The organism is Reyranella soli (genome assembly GCF_007992495.1).
GTDB classification, from domain to species: Bacteria; Pseudomonadota; Alphaproteobacteria; order Reyranellales; family Reyranellaceae; genus Reyranella; species Reyranella soli.
Genome location: NZ_BKAJ01000090.1, coordinates 1 through 14,249, shown reverse-complemented (window position 1 = coordinate 14,249; position 14,249 = coordinate 1). Strand labels below are relative to the sequence as shown.

Below are 14,249 nucleotides of genomic sequence, written 5' to 3'. Positions count from 1 at the left end.
GGACCGCGCGCATCCTTGCGCGCTCATGATCATAAGGCGCGCGAGGACGCGCGCGGTCCAGAAGACCATGACGCGCCACTGGAGTGGCGCGCCCCCAGCTACTGAGCGGCGATCTTGCTCGCGGCTGGCGCGAAGGCCTGTTCCATTTCGCGGCGGAGTTTCACGGCCGTGAGCGACTCATCCATCACCACGTCGGCGTAGGTCAGGGACTGGCCGGCCTTGATCGGCTTCAGGAGCTTGACGTTGTGCGCCAGGCCGAGCGGCAGGGAACCGAGACCGGTCGACTTCTCGGCCGGGAACAACTTGCCGTAGACCGTGTAGCCGCCCTCGCCGTCCAGCATCTCGCCGGGCTTGAGGTCGCGCTTGGCCGTCGCGATGACGTCGGCGTGGAAGCCGATCGGGCAGCCGGTCGGTTCCTTGCGCAGGCCGATCGAGGCGACCGACATGCCGACCTCCAGCCCGATCAGGTGCCAGCGCTTGTACATCACCGAGTAGCGGCCCGACGGATCGGTCTGCAGCATGTACTCCTCGAAGCAGTTCTTCTGGTACTCGGTCGCCGCCTCGAACACGACCCACACGCCCTTGCGGATCTCGTAGGGGATGGCGCGGCCGTCGCGCTCCAGGGAGCTCGCGACCTCGACCTGGCCCTTGTGATGCAGCTGCCCGCCCTCGGAGGCCGGGCGCATCACGAACGGCAGGTCCTCTACGGAACACGGCGGGAAGGCGAGCCCGTCCGGCGCCGGCGTGAGGCCCGTGGCGTTGGCGACGGCGGTGCTCTCGATGGCCGGCTTGGAGCCGTCGAGGAACGAATTGAACATCTTGGGGTTCAGTCCGCCGCGCTTGGCCTGCTCTTCGTTCAGGCCCCAGTACTTCCACACCGTCTCCGGCGTCGATTGCGCGTAGTGCGGCAGCCACTTGTGGCCGCGACCGGCCGCCGTCACCTCGAAGCCCGAGGTGCGCGCCCAGTCGACCAACTCGCAGATCAGCGCCGGCTGGTCGCCATAGGCCAGGCTGTAGATCACGCCGGCCGCCGCCGCGCGCTGGGCGAGCAGCGGGCCGCAGAAGGCATCGGCCTCGACCGTGACCATGACCACGCTCTTGCCGTTCCTGAAGGCCTCCAGCGCGTGCTCCACCGCGCCGATCGGATCGCCCGTCGATTCGACGATGATGTCGATGTCCGGCTGGCTGACCAGGGCGCGCCAGTCGTCGGTGAGATGGGTGCTGCCGTGCTTGCGCGCCTCGGCGAACGACCCAGCCGCCGTAACCTCGGGCTTCCAGCCCAGCCGCGCCAGGTTCTCCCTGGCCCGGGCCGGCGAGAGATCGGCGATGCCCAGGAGATGGATGCCGGGCGTGGTCGGGATCTGCGACAGGTACATGGAGCCGAACTTGCCGGCGCCGATCACGCCGATGCGCAGCGGCTTGTTCTCGGCCGCGCGCGCCAGCAGCATGCGATGGAGACTCATCCTCTTCCTCCCGAAACCTTGATTATTCCGCGGCGGCCTTGCGCTGGGCGGCGCGCAGCACGGCGTCGTCCTCCCAGGCATCGATTGGCGCGAAGTCGCGATGGGCGATGTATTCCGGCCGCTTGAAGCGGCGGATGGCGTTGGAGACCGCGTTGTAGGTCACATAGATGATCTGGCGATCCCACGGCGACATGTTGGGCGGGCTGCCGTGCACCAGCGTGCCATGGAAGAAGATCGCCGAGCCCGGCCCGCCCTTGGGCGCAACGATGCCGCCCTGCTCAACCAGCTTGGCGATGGTGTCGTTGTCGATCACCCATAGTGGGTACGACGTCGTGGTGAGGTCGTGCTTGGCCTCGATCGCGCCTCTCTTGTGGCTGCGCGGGATGAACCACAAGGGGCCGTTGAACTCGTTCACGTCGTCCATGAACACCGCGAGGTTCATGGCGCGCGCCTCGGGCATGTCGTCGTCGGCCTTCCAGGTGCCGTAGTCCTGGTGCCACTGCCAGACATCGCCGTCGAAGGCGGCCTTTCCGTTGATCTTGAACTGATGGATGTAGGTCCTGTCCTTCAGGAGCTGCTCGGCCGGCTCGACGAAGCGCGGATGATGGATCAGCGCCTCGAACACCGGATGGTAGGTGTGCACGGCGAAGGCGGTGCGCACGACGTCGCCGGTCTTCTCGCGCACGTTCTCCTCGCGGCGCTGGGCGAAGACCTCAGGCACCGAGGCCTTGAGGATGGCTGTCTCCTCGGCCGAGAAGTAATTGGGGAAGAACAGGTAGCCCTGCTCGTCGAAGCGCTTCAGTTGCTCAGAAGTGAGCTTCATGGCGTTCCTCCTGGCTGGTAGTGACGCGGCTCAGGCCGCGCGGGAAATCACGGCTTTCAGGCGGCCGGTCAGGATGTCGGCCATCTGCTCGGCATGGCCGCGGCAGAGCTCCTCGGCCTCGCGGGCGCAGCCCGCCTCGAGAGCGCGCAGGATGCCCTCGTGCTCGTCCCATACCGAAACGCGCAGGTCGCTTTCGCCGAGGGCCGCTGCCATGACACGGCGCAGATGCTGCCAGTGCGGCTGGGCGGTCTCGCCGATCAGCGGATTGCCCGAGGCCTCGTAGACGAAGAGATGGAAATCGATGTCGGCTTCGATGACCGACGGCACGTAGCCACTGGCGACGGCGCGCCGCCCGACCTCGAGGAGACTGCGGCCGCGCTGCGCCAGATGCGGTGTGTAGTTCGCCGCGGCCAGTCGCGCCGCCGCGCCATCGAGGGCGCCGCGCACGACATAGAGGTTGCGCGCCTGCTGGACATCGAGCGGCGCCACGCACACGCCCTTGCGGCCGGCATCGATCAAAAAGCCCTCGCGCCTGAGCAGCATCATGGCCTGCAAAACCGGCTGGCGGCTGACGCCGAACTGGTTGGCCAGTTCCTCCTGGGTGATGCGGGCGCCGGCTTTCAGTTCACCGGAGCAGATGGCGTCTAAAACGGCGTCGTGGACTTTTTCGCTGAGATCGGGTTCGGGCAGGAATGGGCGCATGTTCTGTATACAGAACACAGACTCGCAGGAGTCAACCCGCTTAGCGGATTTTGAGCCCTTTTGTCGCCAACACGGACTTCGCGCGGTCCGGATAGTCCGTGATCAACCCGTCAACTTTGAGATCGATCAGCGCCGCCATGTCGGCGGGAATGTTCACGGTCCATGGCACGACCTTTAGGCCAAGCCCCTGGGCCTCCTTCACATTCTCGGCTGTGACGTTGCGCCAGAAGGGCGACCACACCGCACAGCCGGCGGCCTTGGCGAGCCGCGGTACCGAGCCGCCATGGGCGGCGAGGTCGAGGCCGCCCAACCAGGGCGAGGGCTGGCCGCCCGCGCGCCGTACCGTGTCGACGTTGTTGCTCTCGATCGACAGGCACGCCGTGGCGATGTCGGGCGCCAGGCGGCCCGAGGCGAGCAGGCCGCGCCAGTCGAACGACTGGATGGTCGTGCGCGCTGCGGCCCCACCCTTGCGGACGGCCGCGACCGCAAGCTCGGCGAAGCGCTCGGGCTCGAGCGTGAGGTCGGGTTTGCCGGGATCGGTCTTGATCTCGATGTTGAAGCGCACGGTTGGCCCGGCCATGGCGAACAGCTCTTCCAGTGTCGGAAAGCGCTCGCCATCGACCGGCTTCTGCTCGGGAAACTGCTGGGCGTATTTGCTCGCCGGGTTCATGCGGCCGATGTCGTAGCGCCTGAGCTCGTCGAGCGTGAGCGTGCGGATCGGCGGCCCGGCGGCGGCGAGCCACTGGCCGTCCAGTCGAGTGAGATCGGGATTGAGGAAGGGATCGTGGCTGATCACGACGACGCCATCCTTGGTCACGGCCATGTCGGTCTCGAGCGTGCTGACGCCGAGATCGAGGGCGGTGCGGAAGGCGGCCAGCGTGTTCTCGGGCGCCAAGCCCCGCGCGCCGCGATGGCCCTGCAGGTCGAAGGCGTGGGCCGAGACGCTAAGCGCCCAGATTGCGCAGGCGAGCGATGCGATCGGCGATGTCCGGATGCGTGGCCAGCAGCGCCGAGCTTTTGCTGGTGAAGGTCTGCACCGGATTGACGATGAAGAGATGCTGCGTGGCACGACTCACTCCGGGGAAGGGCTCGGCCTTCTCGGCGAGCTTGCCCAGCGCCGCTATCAGTCCGTTGGGATTGCGCGTGAACTGTACCGACGTCGCGTCGGCAAGATACTCGCGCTGGCGTGATACCGCCATCTGCACGAACTTCGCCGCGATCGGCGCCAGGATGGCCACCACGATCAGCAGGATGATCAGGATGGCCGCACCACCGCCCTTCTTGTCGCTGCTGCTGCTCGAACTGCGGTTGCCGCGACCCCAGGCCATGCTGCGCAGGACCATGTCGCAGATCAGCGCGATCAAGCCGACCGTGACGCCGACCACCACCATGTAGCGCGTGTCGAGGTTGGCGAGGTGGGCCATCTCATGCGCCACCACGCCCTGCAGCTCGTCGCGATTGAGGCTGTTCAGCAGGCCGCGCGTCACCGCGATGGTGCCCTTGCCTGGTTTCGTGCCGGTGGCGAAGGCATTCAGCGCATCGGTCTCGAGCACCATGACCCTGGGCATGGGCACGCCGGCGGCGATCGCCATCTCCTCGACCACGTTATAGAGCTGCGGCGCGTCGGCCTTGTCGATCTCCTTCGCGTTGGCCATGGTCAGCACCATCTTGTCGCCGAAGGCGAGCGATAGCCCGCTCCAGCCGACGCTGACCATCGCCAACAGGCCGGCGACCGCGACACCGCCCTTGCTGAAGAGCGGCACGGCATTCGATGCCTCGCTTTCCAGCAGCCAGCCGATCACATAGCCGACCAGCGCGGCCAGCGCCGTCAGAATGACGAGCAGCACCATCGTGTTGCGACGGTTGGTCTTCTGCGCGCCGACGAAGTCGGTGACGTTGGCCATGGATCAGCGCAGCGCGACCTTGGGCACCTCGCGCTCTGTGTCGGGCATGCTGAAGAGTTCGATGGGGCCGAAGCCCAGCGATGCCGCCGCCAGGACCGCGGGAAAGCTCTGCCGGCGGTTGTTATAGGCGTTGACCGAGTCGTTGTAGAACTGGCGAGAGAAAGCGATCTTGTTCTCGGTCGTGGTCAGTTCTTCCTGCAACTGCTTGACGTTGTCGTTGGCCTTGAGCTGCGGATAGCTCTCGACCAGGGCGAACAGTCCGCGCGTCGCCTGTGTCAGCAACGCCTCGGCCGGTCCCGCTTGCGCCGGGTTGCCACTGGCGGCCACCGCCGCATTGCGCGCCTGGACGACCTTGGTGAGCGTCTCCTGCTCGTAGCCCATGGCGTCCTTCACGACCTGCACCAGGTTGGGGATCAGGTCGTGCCGGCGCTTGAGCTGCACGTCGATCTGACTCCACGCGGTCTGTGCCTGGTTCCGGCCGGCGACCAGCCCGTTGTAGACGGCGATCGCCCATAGCGCGATCACCACGAGAACGCCAACGACGATCCAGAAACTCATGCCTTGGGCCTCCTTGCCGCAACGCCCAGTTTAGTCATGATTGCGGCCATATCGGGAGGACGAATATGGATGCGACAGCCCTATTGAAGGAATTCTGCTCGGCCGTGGAACGCCGCGACGGCAAGGCCTTCGCCAGCCTGTTCACCGAGGATGGCGTCTACCACGACGTGTTTTATGGCGATTTCACAGGCCATCAGAAGATCGCCGAGATGATCGACGACCATTTCCACCGCACCGCCCGCGACTTCCGCTGGGACATGCACCGGCCGGTGAGCGACGGCAAGATGCTCTACGCCTACTACACGTTCAGCTACGTCTCGCTGCTGCCCGAGGCCAACGGCAAGCGCGTCGGCTTCGAGGGCGTGTCGATGATGAAGCTGCGTGACGGCAAGATCGCCGAGTACAGCGAGGTCGCCAATGTCGGACCTGCTTTCGTCGATCTGGGGTTTGCCCCCGAGCGGACTGCAAAAATTCTCGCGAAAGAAGGTTCTCACCTGAAGAAACAACCGGACTTCAGACGACACCTCGGCTGAACGTTCTTCTTTCGATCTGCCGAAAAACGTCGGCAAGGTCTGCAAAAGTGTCGACACCTTCGCCTTGGACGGGTGGGACTTCCATGCTTGCATATGCACGCTTGAGTGGTGCCATTCGGTTTCTCGGGGGAGGAGCCAGTGAAGAGCGTTGCGTCGTGGGCCGTCGGGCTTGGGATCCTGACGTTTGCATCCACGGAATACCTGCCGCATTCGATCGCCTACGAGACGCCATACTCGACGCCGGTTGTCGAGAAGCTGACTGATGGCGACCCCGGTACGTTCGATGGCCTGCTGACCTTGGCCGAGTCGCTGCCGCCATCGTCCTCGATCAAGGTCCTGTGGACCCATGGCATGTGCAGTCATCCAGCGAGCTGGGTCGACGACCGGATGAAGCGCCTGACCACCTCGATCGGCGGCACATCCGAGACGCTCAGCGTGCGTCGTGTCGGTGACCACGCCGCCACCCTGCGCACCGATCGGATCAAGCTCCGGTCGTCGACGATCGATGTGATGTTCCTGACCTGGTCGCCGTTGACCGCACCGTACAAGGCGGCGCTGGCGTACGATCATTCCACGGATTACGGCGGCGCCTTTCCCTACACGAGAGCGTCGCTGAACCGCGAATTGAAGCGAGGGCTGATCAATGATTGCATGACCGACGTCGTGGTCTATGGCGGCGCCAACGGGCAGGCGCTTCGCCGCGCCGCCAAAGAGGCGGTCTGCCAGGCCATGGGCGGCCGCATCGACGGCACGGCCTGCGAGGTTCCGGAGGGCGCCTCGCCCGCCGCCCTCGCCTTCGTCACCGAGAGCCTGGGCAGCAAGCTTGTCTTCGACGCCATCCTGTCGATCTGGGGCGCCGCGGAGAAAAGCAACGACAAGACGGCGATTCCCCGTCTGGCGACCAGCCTCGCTTCCACCAGGATGATGTACATGGTGGCCAATCAATTGCCGCTGCTCGACGTTGCCGGCACGTCGATGGCAGATCGCGCCCTGGAAGCCGCGCTGGACGAGTTGACAACACCTGGCCACAGCAGGGACGTCTTCGACGTGATTTCCCGCGCCCGCCGCCACGCCGCTCCGGCCGCCAAGCCGATGACCGTGGTCGCCTTCTCCGATCCCAACGATCTTCTCAGCTACAGGATCATTGCCGGCCATCTTGCCGGCGACTTGAAGGATTTCCGCGTCGTCAACGTGATCGTGTCGAACGACACCACCTACTTCAAATATGTCGAGCGTCCCGACACCGCCCACTGCGGCTACACGTGGAACCCCTACGTCTTCGGCATGATCGCCAAGGGATATGATGCCGGGAAGGCTTTGCCTTCGGTCGTCGGCCTGACGGGCGGCGCTTGCCCGAACTTCGACGCGATGCAGAACTGAGGTTGGGCGTCGAAAAACGCCAGCCGCGATCAGGCCGGTCCGACGAACGAACCAGTGCCGGGCAATGCCCATCTCAATCCTTCGCTTCTTCAAGGAAAGCGATCACCTGCGCACGTGTTACCGACGGGAAGCCAGCGAGAAAATCCTCAATCGACTCGCCTGCTTCCAAATAGTCGAGCAACGTCTGTACGGGCACCCTTGTCCCGTAGAAAACCGCCGCGCCTCCCATCACCTCCGGAGCACGCGATATGATCGGTGGACCCATGCGCACAGCCTACCGCTCGCCTGCCGGCGACGGCAATCGCACCTAATCCAGTGTAAAGGCCTGACTTGAAGCTCGGCGTTGGGCCAGCCGCTTTCTTTGAAACGCCCTCAGCATATCAAAGAGAAGCTGTCGTTGGCGTTGATGATATCCGTTTCGGTAGATCGGGTGTGAAAACCGCAAGGGCCGCGTGACTGTTTCCTGGCAGCGTAGTGACTGCAACCGCGCAATGCAGAGCATTTCCTTCAGCCTGCGGTGCGGCTTCATTGGACGACCGGCTCAGCCGTTGTAAGCCCGGCTGCCGGTGTCACGCAGCCAGAGTCGCACCAATAGGCGCCTGCGCGCGGCCTCCGGCCAGTCGCGGAACGCCGTGCGCTTGTGGCCGAGCGCGCGGTTGTCGATGATCTGCATCTGGCCGGGTTGGAACTGGAAGCGCGCCGACATGCCGGGCTCGTTCAGGATCGCCTCGAAGGCCTCCAGCGCCGCCGCGCCCTCATTGTCGAGCGGCACGCCGGCGAGCTTCTGGCCGTTCTTCACCTGGAAGTGCGACAGCCGCGCGATCAGCCGCCCGTCCTTGTCCTCGAGCATCGGATGATGGGTCGTCATGACGTCATCGGGCGCATGCTCGCGCTGCCGATCGAAGTAGAACGGCTTGTACAGCCGCGGCAGCAGCTCGGGGTGGCGCTTGCGCATCTCCTCGTGCGCCGTGGCGAAGCTCACGATGCCGCTCACGCCGCCTTCCATCGCCGTGCGCAGACACATCAGGCCGACATAGTGCGGCGGCACGTGGTTGTAGCTGTTGTCGGTATGGAAGTTCTGCTCGGCGTTGGTGACGTCGGGCCGCACGCCGTTGCCGGGCGGCCGGCCGAGATCGGTGACGTCGTAGATCGAGGTGCCGTCCCACTTCTGCGCCACCGGCCGCGCCACCAGCGAAGCCAGCAGCCACCACACGGCCCGCGCACTGTCTGTTGACCAGCGCTCGACGGGCAGGCGATCGACGATGGCGAAGCCCGGCCCGTCGTCGATGGTGCGCTTGACCTCGCGCATGAAGGCGCGCGAGGCGTCCAGGGCGAAGTCGTCGGGCCGCAGCAACAGGAGCGGCAGCGGATCTCGGTCGAGCGCCAACACGACCCGGTCGAGCTCTTGCTCGACGTCGGCCGGCATCACGACGCGGCCGGCCGCACTGGCCAGGGTATCACCGCGCCAGAGCAACCGTTCGGGGAGCGCCTGGCCGATCATGGTGTCAGTCGCGTAAAAGCTCGTTGATCGAGGTCTTCGACCGCGTGCGCTCGTCTACCGTCTTCACGATCACCGCGCAGTAGGTCGAGGGCCGATCCGGGCCGCCGCCGATGTTGCCCGGCACCACCACCGAATAGGGCGGCACCTTGCCGACATGGATCTGGCCGGTGGCGCGATCGACCACCTTGGTGGTGGCCGAGATGAACACGCCCATCGACAGCACCGCGCCGGTGCCGACGATCACGCCTTCGACGACCTCCGAGCGCGCGCCGATGAAGCAGTTGTCTTCGACGATCACCGGGTTGGCCTGCAAGGGCTCGAGCACGCCGCCGATGCCGACGCCACCCGACAGGTGGCAGTTCTTGCCGATCTGGGCGCACGAGCCGACCGTCGCCCAGGTGTCGACCATGGTGCCGGTGTCGACATAGGCGCCGAGGTTGATGAACGAGGGCATGACCACGACCGACGGCGCCACGTAGGAGCCGCGGCGGATCACCGAGCCTGGCACCGAACGGAAGTTCGCCTTGGCGAAGCGCTTGGCGTCCCAGCCCGTCGTCTTGAGCGGCACCTTGTCGAACCATGGGGCGGCGCCCATGCCCGGGAACGACGCACCGCCGTCCATCGGCACCGAGTCATAGAGCCTGAAGGAGAGCAGCACGGCTTTCTTCAGCCACTGATTGACGATCCATTCGTCGCCGAACTTCTCCGCCGTGCGAAAGCTGCCGTCGTCGAGGCCGGCGATCGCGGCCTCGACAGCGTCGCGTACTTCGCCCTTGGTGGCGCTGTTGATGCCGTCGCGCTTCTCCCACGCCGCATCGATGGCGGCCTCAAGCTGCTTGCTCATCGTCCCTCTCGAAAATGCCGCCGGACCATAGCGTTGGGGGGCGGGGAGTCAACGTTTCGGGCCTGCTGGGGGCGCGCCACTGGAGTGGCGCGCCCCCCGCCGAGCGGATTGTGCTCTATGCTGGCGCCATGGCCTACAAGATCCCCGAATCAGTGCTGGTGGTGGTCTATACGCGGCAGCTCGAGGTGCTGCTGCTCGAACGGGCCAAGCAGGCGGGCATGTGGCAGTCGGTGACCGGTTCGCGCGAGCCTGACGATCCCGACCTTGAAGCGACGGCACGGCGCGAGCTTCTCGAAGAGACCGGCTTGTCGGTCGGCACGCTCACCGACTGGGGCCACGTCAACCGCTATGAGATCTGGCCGCAGTGGCGCGCCAAGTATGCGCCCGACGTCACGCACAACACCGAGCACGTGTTCGGCTTCCTGGTCGACAGTGCGACGGTCGCCACCCTCGATCCCGCCGAGCACGTCGCCCAGCTCTGGCTGCCCTGGCAGGAGGCGATGGAGCGGACCTTTTCGCCCACAAACCGCGAAGCGATCAGCCAGTTGCCGCGACGGGTTCTCGGGCATACTGGCCCGGCATGACCTCAGCCCCCAAGGAAGCCTCCAAGCTCGGCCAAGTGAGCTGGGCCCTGTTCGACTGGGCCAACCAGCCCTTCTTCACCATCATCACAACCTTCATCTTCGCGCCCTACTTCGCGAACGTCATGGTCGGCAATCCGGTGGAAGGCCAGGCGGCCTGGGCCTTCACGCAATCGACTTCGGGCATCCTGATCGCGCTGATGAGCCCCTTCCTCGGCGCCATGGCCGACGCCGGCGGCCGGCGCAAACCCTACATCTTCACCTTCCAGCTCCTGCTCGTGTTGGGCTGCATTTCCTTGTGGTGGGCCTATCCCGACCGGCCCGACCTCATCGGTCCGATCAGCGCAGCCGTGGTGATCGCCACGATCGGCGCCGAGATGTCGATCGTCTTCAACAACGCGCAACTTCCCAACATCGTGCGGCCCGAGCGCATGGGCTGGCTGAGCGGCTTCGGCTGGGGCCTGGGCTATTGCGGCGGGTTGGTCGCGCTGTTTGCCGTGCTGCTGGTCAGCCGCCCCGAGTTGTTCGGCATGCCCGAGCGAATCGACCAGCCGTTGTTCGGCCTCGATGCCAAGACGCATGAGCTCGAGCGCCTGATAGGGCCCGCGTCGGCGCTGTGGCTCATCGTGTTCGTGATGCCGATGTTCCTGTTCACGCCGGATGGCGCGAAGAGCCATGTCCCGCTGCTGCTGGCGGCCCGGCGCGGAGGCTCGTCGTTGGTCCATACGGTGCGGCGTCTCGGCCGCTTCCGGAACGCGCTGCGCTATCTGATCGCCTTCATGCTCTACAACGACGGTCTCGCCGCCATCATCGCCTTCGGCGGTGTCTACGCCGCCGCGACCTTCGGCTGGAGCACCGTGACGCTCGGAGTCTTCGGCATCATCCTGACGGTGTTCGCCATTCCCGGCGCGTTCCTGGGTGGCCGGCTCGACGACAAGCTGGGCAGCAAGCGCGTCGTGCAGGCGGCCATCGTGGGCGTGATCGTGGCTGCCGTCGGCATCGTGGGCGTCAGCGCCGACCGGGTGTTGTTCTTCATCCCGGCGGCCGAGCTGCAGCCGGCCCGCGACCTGTTTGGCTCGCTGCAGGAGAGGGTATTCATGGGCTTCGCCCTGCTGCTCGGCGTCTGCATGGGGCCGATGCAGGCGGCGAGCCGCACCATGATCGGCCGGCTGGCGCCCGAGGGCATGACCGGCGAGTTCTTCGGCCTGTTCGCCCTCTCGGGCCGGGCGACGGCGTGGATGGCGCCGCTCGCCATCGGCATCGTCACCGAGGCGACCGATTCGAACCGACTGGGCGTAGCATGCGTGCTGTTCTTCCTGGTGCTGGGCTTTATCCTGCTGTGGGGGGTCCGCGAGGAGCGGGCCTCGGCCTGAACGAGCCGCCGCTCATATTTTTGCACTTGAAGTTCAACTTTCGTTGGTCGATACAATTCCGACACAAGCGGTCGACAAGGCCGCTGTAGACAGATGCCTTGCCCGTGTTTGCAAGCGTATCGGCGAGAGGGGAATTGAAATGCCCACTTTCATGCGAGCCATCGGCGCAACGATCCTGACGCTTGTCCTATTCTTGAGCGCGGCAGGTGCCGGCGCCCAGACGCCGGCGGCGCCGCCGGCCGGCATGACGCCGGAGCAGTTCAACGCGCTGGTCGACGCCATCAGCAATTCCGTCACGGAGAAGCTCAAGGCGGAAGGCGTGCATGACGCTCCGGCGGCTCCGCCGGCCGCGGCCCCGGCAGCCCCCGCTGCCTCCTCGACCTCCAAGTCCAAGGCCAAGCCGCCGCCGCCCTCCATCATTCATACGCCGATCCCCGAGGGTCCCGGCCCCTTCGCCGTCTTCATCAACCACGCGGGCAACCTCGCGCGCGCCCTGCCGACGCTTGGCGCCAAGCTCGGCTCGATCCCCGGCCTGCTCGATCAGACCGCTGCGGGCGGGCGCAGCACCTCGATCTTCCTGTTGCTGCTGGGCCTCGTTGCCGCGGCGGCGCTTGCGGCCGAAGCGGTGCTGCGCGCCTTCATGACCCGGTTCCGTCATCGCCTTGCCGGCAACGCCGTCCCGGAACAGGGCTTGCGATCATTGGCGAACCTGGCGGCACTGGCAGTGCTCGACGGGCTCGGTGTCCTCGCCGTCTGGCTGATCTGCAATGCCGCCATCGGCGCCTGGTTCACCGGTGCGACCGGCCAGGACAAGCTCGCTGCCGCCATCCTCGACGGCATCTTCTACTGGCGCCTCTATGTGCTGCTGTTCCTGATCATCCTGCGGCCGGCACTGCCGCAGGGCAGGCTCTGCGAGGTCGCCGACCACGATGCGCGCGCCATGTATGCCCGCATCGAGCTGGTGATGCTGATGATCATCCTGGGCCGGATCCTGGGGCACGTGCTGCTCGCCATCCAGACACCGATTGCCGCCATCGGCGCCTACCAGGTGATCGTCACGGTGATCTACGTCTCGACCTTCATCTGGCTGGTCCGCAGCTCGCGCGATGCCGCTGCCCAGTGGCTGGGCGGCCTCGGCAAGGTTGCGCCGCTCGCTGGCGTGGTCGGCCGCAACTGGATAACGGTCGCCACCACGTTCTTCCTGATCCTCGGCCTCACCCAGGTCTACGGCGCCATCTCGGGCTTGATGCATGTCGGGCAGGCCATGCTGCTGACCCTCATCCTCGTGGTCGGCGTGCTGATGTTCGAGACCTTGATGCAGGCCTTCGTGCGCCGCCTCGATTCGCAGCTGCTCGGCGCCACGCCGGCCAGCGATTCGGCCAAGCTGCCCGACGTCGTGGCGCGTTGCGTGCGCGTGGCGGTGCTGATCGGCGTCGCGGTCACGATCGCCGAGAGCTGGGTCGTCCAGGTCCTGGCGCTGGTCGACGAGGCCCAATGGGACGCGATCACGCGCTCGTCCCGCACCGCCGGCTTCACGCTGTTCGTGGCCTACGTCGTGTGGGAGCTCTTCAAGTATCAGACCGATCCCTACATGGCGCACAAGAACAAGAGCGCCGCCGAGGCGATCGCCGACGGCGACGCCGCGGCGGCGCCGGCCTCGCGCATCAGCACCATGATGCCGCTGTTGCGGGCGACGGGTGCGGTCCTGATCACCATCGTCGCCGTGATGATCGCGCTCGAATCGTTCGGCGTGAACATCACGCCGCTGATCGCCGGCGCCTCGGTGTTCGGCATCGCGATCTCCTTCGGCAGCCAGACGCTGGTGAAGGACATCGTCTCGGGCATCTTCTACCTGTCCGACGATGCCTTCCGTGTCGGCGAGTACATCGATTGCGGCAAGGCCAAGGGCACGGTCGAGGGCTTCACCTTGCGCTCGATCAAACTGCGCCACCAGAACGGCCAGGTGCACACCATTCCGTTCGGCCAGCTCGGCCAGATCACCAACTTCAGCCGCGACTGGATCACGGTGAAGTTCAACCTGCGCTTCGCCCGCGACACCGACCTCGAGAAGCTGCGCAAGGCGGCGAAGAAGATCGGCGCGGACATGATGGAAATGCCGGCGATCAAGGCCGACATCCTGGCGCCCTTCAAGATGCAGGGCGTAGCCGACATCGCCGACAACGCCCTGCTGGTCCGCTTCAAGTTCACGGCCAAGCCCGGCAACCCCGCCGCCATCCAGCGCGAGGCGGTGAAGCGCATGTTCAGCGTCTTCCCGGCCATGGGCATCGAATTCGCCAAGGAAGGGGCGGCCGTCGTCGTGCAGGCTGCCCCCGCCTCGGTGGAACGCGTGGTGGCGGAGGCTACCCCGGCCCCCGCCGACGCCAAGGGAACGCCGGCACTGGCGGCAGCGAGCTGAACCCCTACTCAGGTCTCTCTCATTCCTCCCCCGTCATACGGGGGAGGATATAGGAGGGGGCAGGCCACAGATCGGGCGTGGCCAATTTCAGATCATGATCTTCTCATTCGAGAGATCGTCTTTGCGGCTCGCCCCCTCCTTTATCCTCCCCCGTATGACGGGGGAGGAGAT

Annotated in this window: 14 protein-coding genes; 5 read left to right on the top strand and 9 right to left on the bottom strand. The window is 65.8% G+C overall.

Going from position 1 to position 14,249, the window contains the following annotated elements; translation table 11 throughout:
* Nucleotides 1-98 precede the first annotated feature (98 nt).
* From RSO01_RS25345 to RSO01_RS25320, 6 genes are read right to left on the bottom strand one after another with little or no spacing between them, the layout of a single operon-like run.
* On the bottom strand, nucleotides 99-1,463 hold the full coding sequence (locus tag RSO01_RS25345) for an NAD(P)H-dependent oxidoreductase (protein ID WP_147152658.1): 1,365 nt from the start codon (nucleotides 1,461-1,463) through the stop codon (nucleotides 99-101).
* A gap of 22 nt (nucleotides 1,464-1,485) precedes the next feature.
* Nucleotides 1,486-2,286, bottom strand: a complete 801-nt coding sequence (locus tag RSO01_RS25340; RefSeq protein ID WP_147152656.1) for a phytanoyl-CoA dioxygenase family protein — start codon at nucleotides 2,284-2,286, stop codon at nucleotides 1,486-1,488.
* A 30-nt stretch (nucleotides 2,287-2,316) separates the two neighbouring features.
* A complete protein-coding gene (locus RSO01_RS25335) occupies nucleotides 2,317-2,988 on the bottom strand; it encodes a GntR family transcriptional regulator (protein WP_147152654.1) in 672 nt (223 codons plus the stop codon).
* A gap of 40 nt (nucleotides 2,989-3,028) precedes the next feature.
* Nucleotides 3,029-3,946, bottom strand: coding sequence for a glycerophosphodiester phosphodiesterase (locus RSO01_RS25330; RefSeq protein ID WP_373867948.1), 918 nt, complete (start codon nucleotides 3,944-3,946; stop codon nucleotides 3,029-3,031).
* Nucleotides 3,933-4,892, bottom strand: coding sequence for a M48 family metallopeptidase (locus RSO01_RS25325; RefSeq protein ID WP_147152652.1), 960 nt, complete (start codon nucleotides 4,890-4,892; stop codon nucleotides 3,933-3,935). The genes RSO01_RS25330 and RSO01_RS25325 overlap by 14 nt, the downstream gene beginning before the upstream one ends.
* A 3-nt stretch (nucleotides 4,893-4,895) precedes the next feature.
* The gene (locus tag RSO01_RS25320; RefSeq protein WP_147152650.1) at nucleotides 4,896-5,450 is read right to left on the bottom strand and encodes a LemA family protein; all 555 of its coding nucleotides are present in this window, start codon (nucleotides 5,448-5,450) and stop codon (nucleotides 4,896-4,898) included.
* Between the two features lie 65 nt (nucleotides 5,451-5,515).
* Between RSO01_RS25320 and RSO01_RS25315 the strand changes: the two genes are divergently transcribed.
* Together RSO01_RS25315 and RSO01_RS25310 are read left to right on the top strand one after the other, a co-directional pair.
* Nucleotides 5,516-5,983 (top strand): nuclear transport factor 2 family protein, encoded by a 468-nt coding sequence (locus RSO01_RS25315; protein WP_147152649.1) that lies wholly within the window; start codon nucleotides 5,516-5,518, stop codon nucleotides 5,981-5,983.
* A gap of 138 nt (nucleotides 5,984-6,121) precedes the next feature.
* Complete coding sequence (locus RSO01_RS25310) at nucleotides 6,122-7,363, top strand: hypothetical protein (RefSeq protein ID WP_147152647.1); 1,242 nt, start codon at nucleotides 6,122-6,124, stop codon at nucleotides 7,361-7,363.
* 73 nt (nucleotides 7,364-7,436) lie between these two features.
* Here RSO01_RS25310 and RSO01_RS25305 read toward each other — a convergent pair whose 3' ends face one another.
* The 3 genes from RSO01_RS25305 to dapD form a co-directional block, all read right to left on the bottom strand.
* Nucleotides 7,437-7,628 carry a DUF433 domain-containing protein gene (locus tag RSO01_RS25305; RefSeq protein WP_147152645.1) on the bottom strand — a complete coding sequence of 64 codons (192 nt, stop codon included), beginning with the start codon at nucleotides 7,626-7,628 and terminating at the stop codon, nucleotides 7,437-7,439.
* A 276-nt stretch (nucleotides 7,629-7,904) separates the two neighbouring features.
* Entirely contained in the window at nucleotides 7,905-8,864 is a 960-nt protein-coding gene (locus tag RSO01_RS25300) for a TauD/TfdA family dioxygenase (RefSeq protein ID WP_147152643.1), read from the bottom strand.
* A gap of 4 nt (nucleotides 8,865-8,868) precedes the next feature.
* Nucleotides 8,869-9,708: a 2,3,4,5-tetrahydropyridine-2,6-dicarboxylate N-succinyltransferase gene (gene dapD, locus RSO01_RS25295; RefSeq protein WP_147152641.1), complete on the bottom strand. Its 840-nt coding sequence runs from the start codon at nucleotides 9,706-9,708 to the stop codon at nucleotides 8,869-8,871.
* A gap of 128 nt (nucleotides 9,709-9,836) precedes the next feature.
* On the opposite strand from dapD, the gene nudB reads away from it, so the two are divergent.
* The 3 genes from nudB (at nucleotide 9,837) to RSO01_RS25280 (ending at nucleotide 14,078) form a co-directional block, all read left to right on the top strand.
* On the top strand, nucleotides 9,837-10,292 hold the full coding sequence (gene nudB / locus RSO01_RS25290; protein ID WP_147152639.1) for a dihydroneopterin triphosphate diphosphatase: 456 nt from the start codon (nucleotides 9,837-9,839) through the stop codon (nucleotides 10,290-10,292).
* Nucleotides 10,289-11,662, top strand: a complete 1,374-nt coding sequence (locus RSO01_RS25285) for an MFS transporter (protein ID WP_147152637.1) — start codon at nucleotides 10,289-10,291, stop codon at nucleotides 11,660-11,662. The genes nudB and RSO01_RS25285 overlap by 4 nt, the downstream gene beginning before the upstream one ends.
* 139 nt (nucleotides 11,663-11,801) lie before the next feature.
* Nucleotides 11,802-14,078: a mechanosensitive ion channel family protein gene (locus RSO01_RS25280; protein ID WP_147152635.1), complete on the top strand. Its 2,277-nt coding sequence runs from the start codon at nucleotides 11,802-11,804 to the stop codon at nucleotides 14,076-14,078.
* The last annotated feature ends 171 nt before the right edge of the window (nucleotides 14,079-14,249 follow it).

Coding starts and splice junctions, on each gene's coding strand:
- RSO01_RS25315 (WP_147152649.1), top strand. CDS start 5,516: ATGGATGCGACAGCCCTATTGAAGGAATTCTGCTCGGCCGTGGAACGC.
- RSO01_RS25305 (WP_147152645.1), bottom strand. CDS start 7,628: ATGGGTCCACCGATCATATCGCGTGCTCCGGAGGTGATGGGAGGCGCG.
- RSO01_RS25345 (WP_147152658.1), bottom strand. CDS start 1,463: ATGAGTCTCCATCGCATGCTGCTGGCGCGCGCGGCCGAGAACAAGCCG.
- dapD (WP_147152641.1), bottom strand. CDS start 9,708: ATGAGCAAGCAGCTTGAGGCCGCCATCGATGCGGCGTGGGAGAAGCGC.
- RSO01_RS25335 (WP_147152654.1), bottom strand. CDS start 2,988: ATGCGCCCATTCCTGCCCGAACCCGATCTCAGCGAAAAAGTCCACGAC.
- RSO01_RS25320 (WP_147152650.1), bottom strand. CDS start 5,450: ATGAGTTTCTGGATCGTCGTTGGCGTTCTCGTGGTGATCGCGCTATGG.
- RSO01_RS25280 (WP_147152635.1), top strand. CDS start 11,802: ATGCCCACTTTCATGCGAGCCATCGGCGCAACGATCCTGACGCTTGTC.
- RSO01_RS25340 (WP_147152656.1), bottom strand. CDS start 2,286: ATGAAGCTCACTTCTGAGCAACTGAAGCGCTTCGACGAGCAGGGCTAC.
- RSO01_RS25300 (WP_147152643.1), bottom strand. CDS start 8,864: ATGATCGGCCAGGCGCTCCCCGAACGGTTGCTCTGGCGCGGTGATACC.
- RSO01_RS25325 (WP_147152652.1), bottom strand. CDS start 4,892: ATGGCCAACGTCACCGACTTCGTCGGCGCGCAGAAGACCAACCGTCGC.
- nudB (WP_147152639.1), top strand. CDS start 9,837: ATGGCCTACAAGATCCCCGAATCAGTGCTGGTGGTGGTCTATACGCGG.
- RSO01_RS25285 (WP_147152637.1), top strand. CDS start 10,289: ATGACCTCAGCCCCCAAGGAAGCCTCCAAGCTCGGCCAAGTGAGCTGG.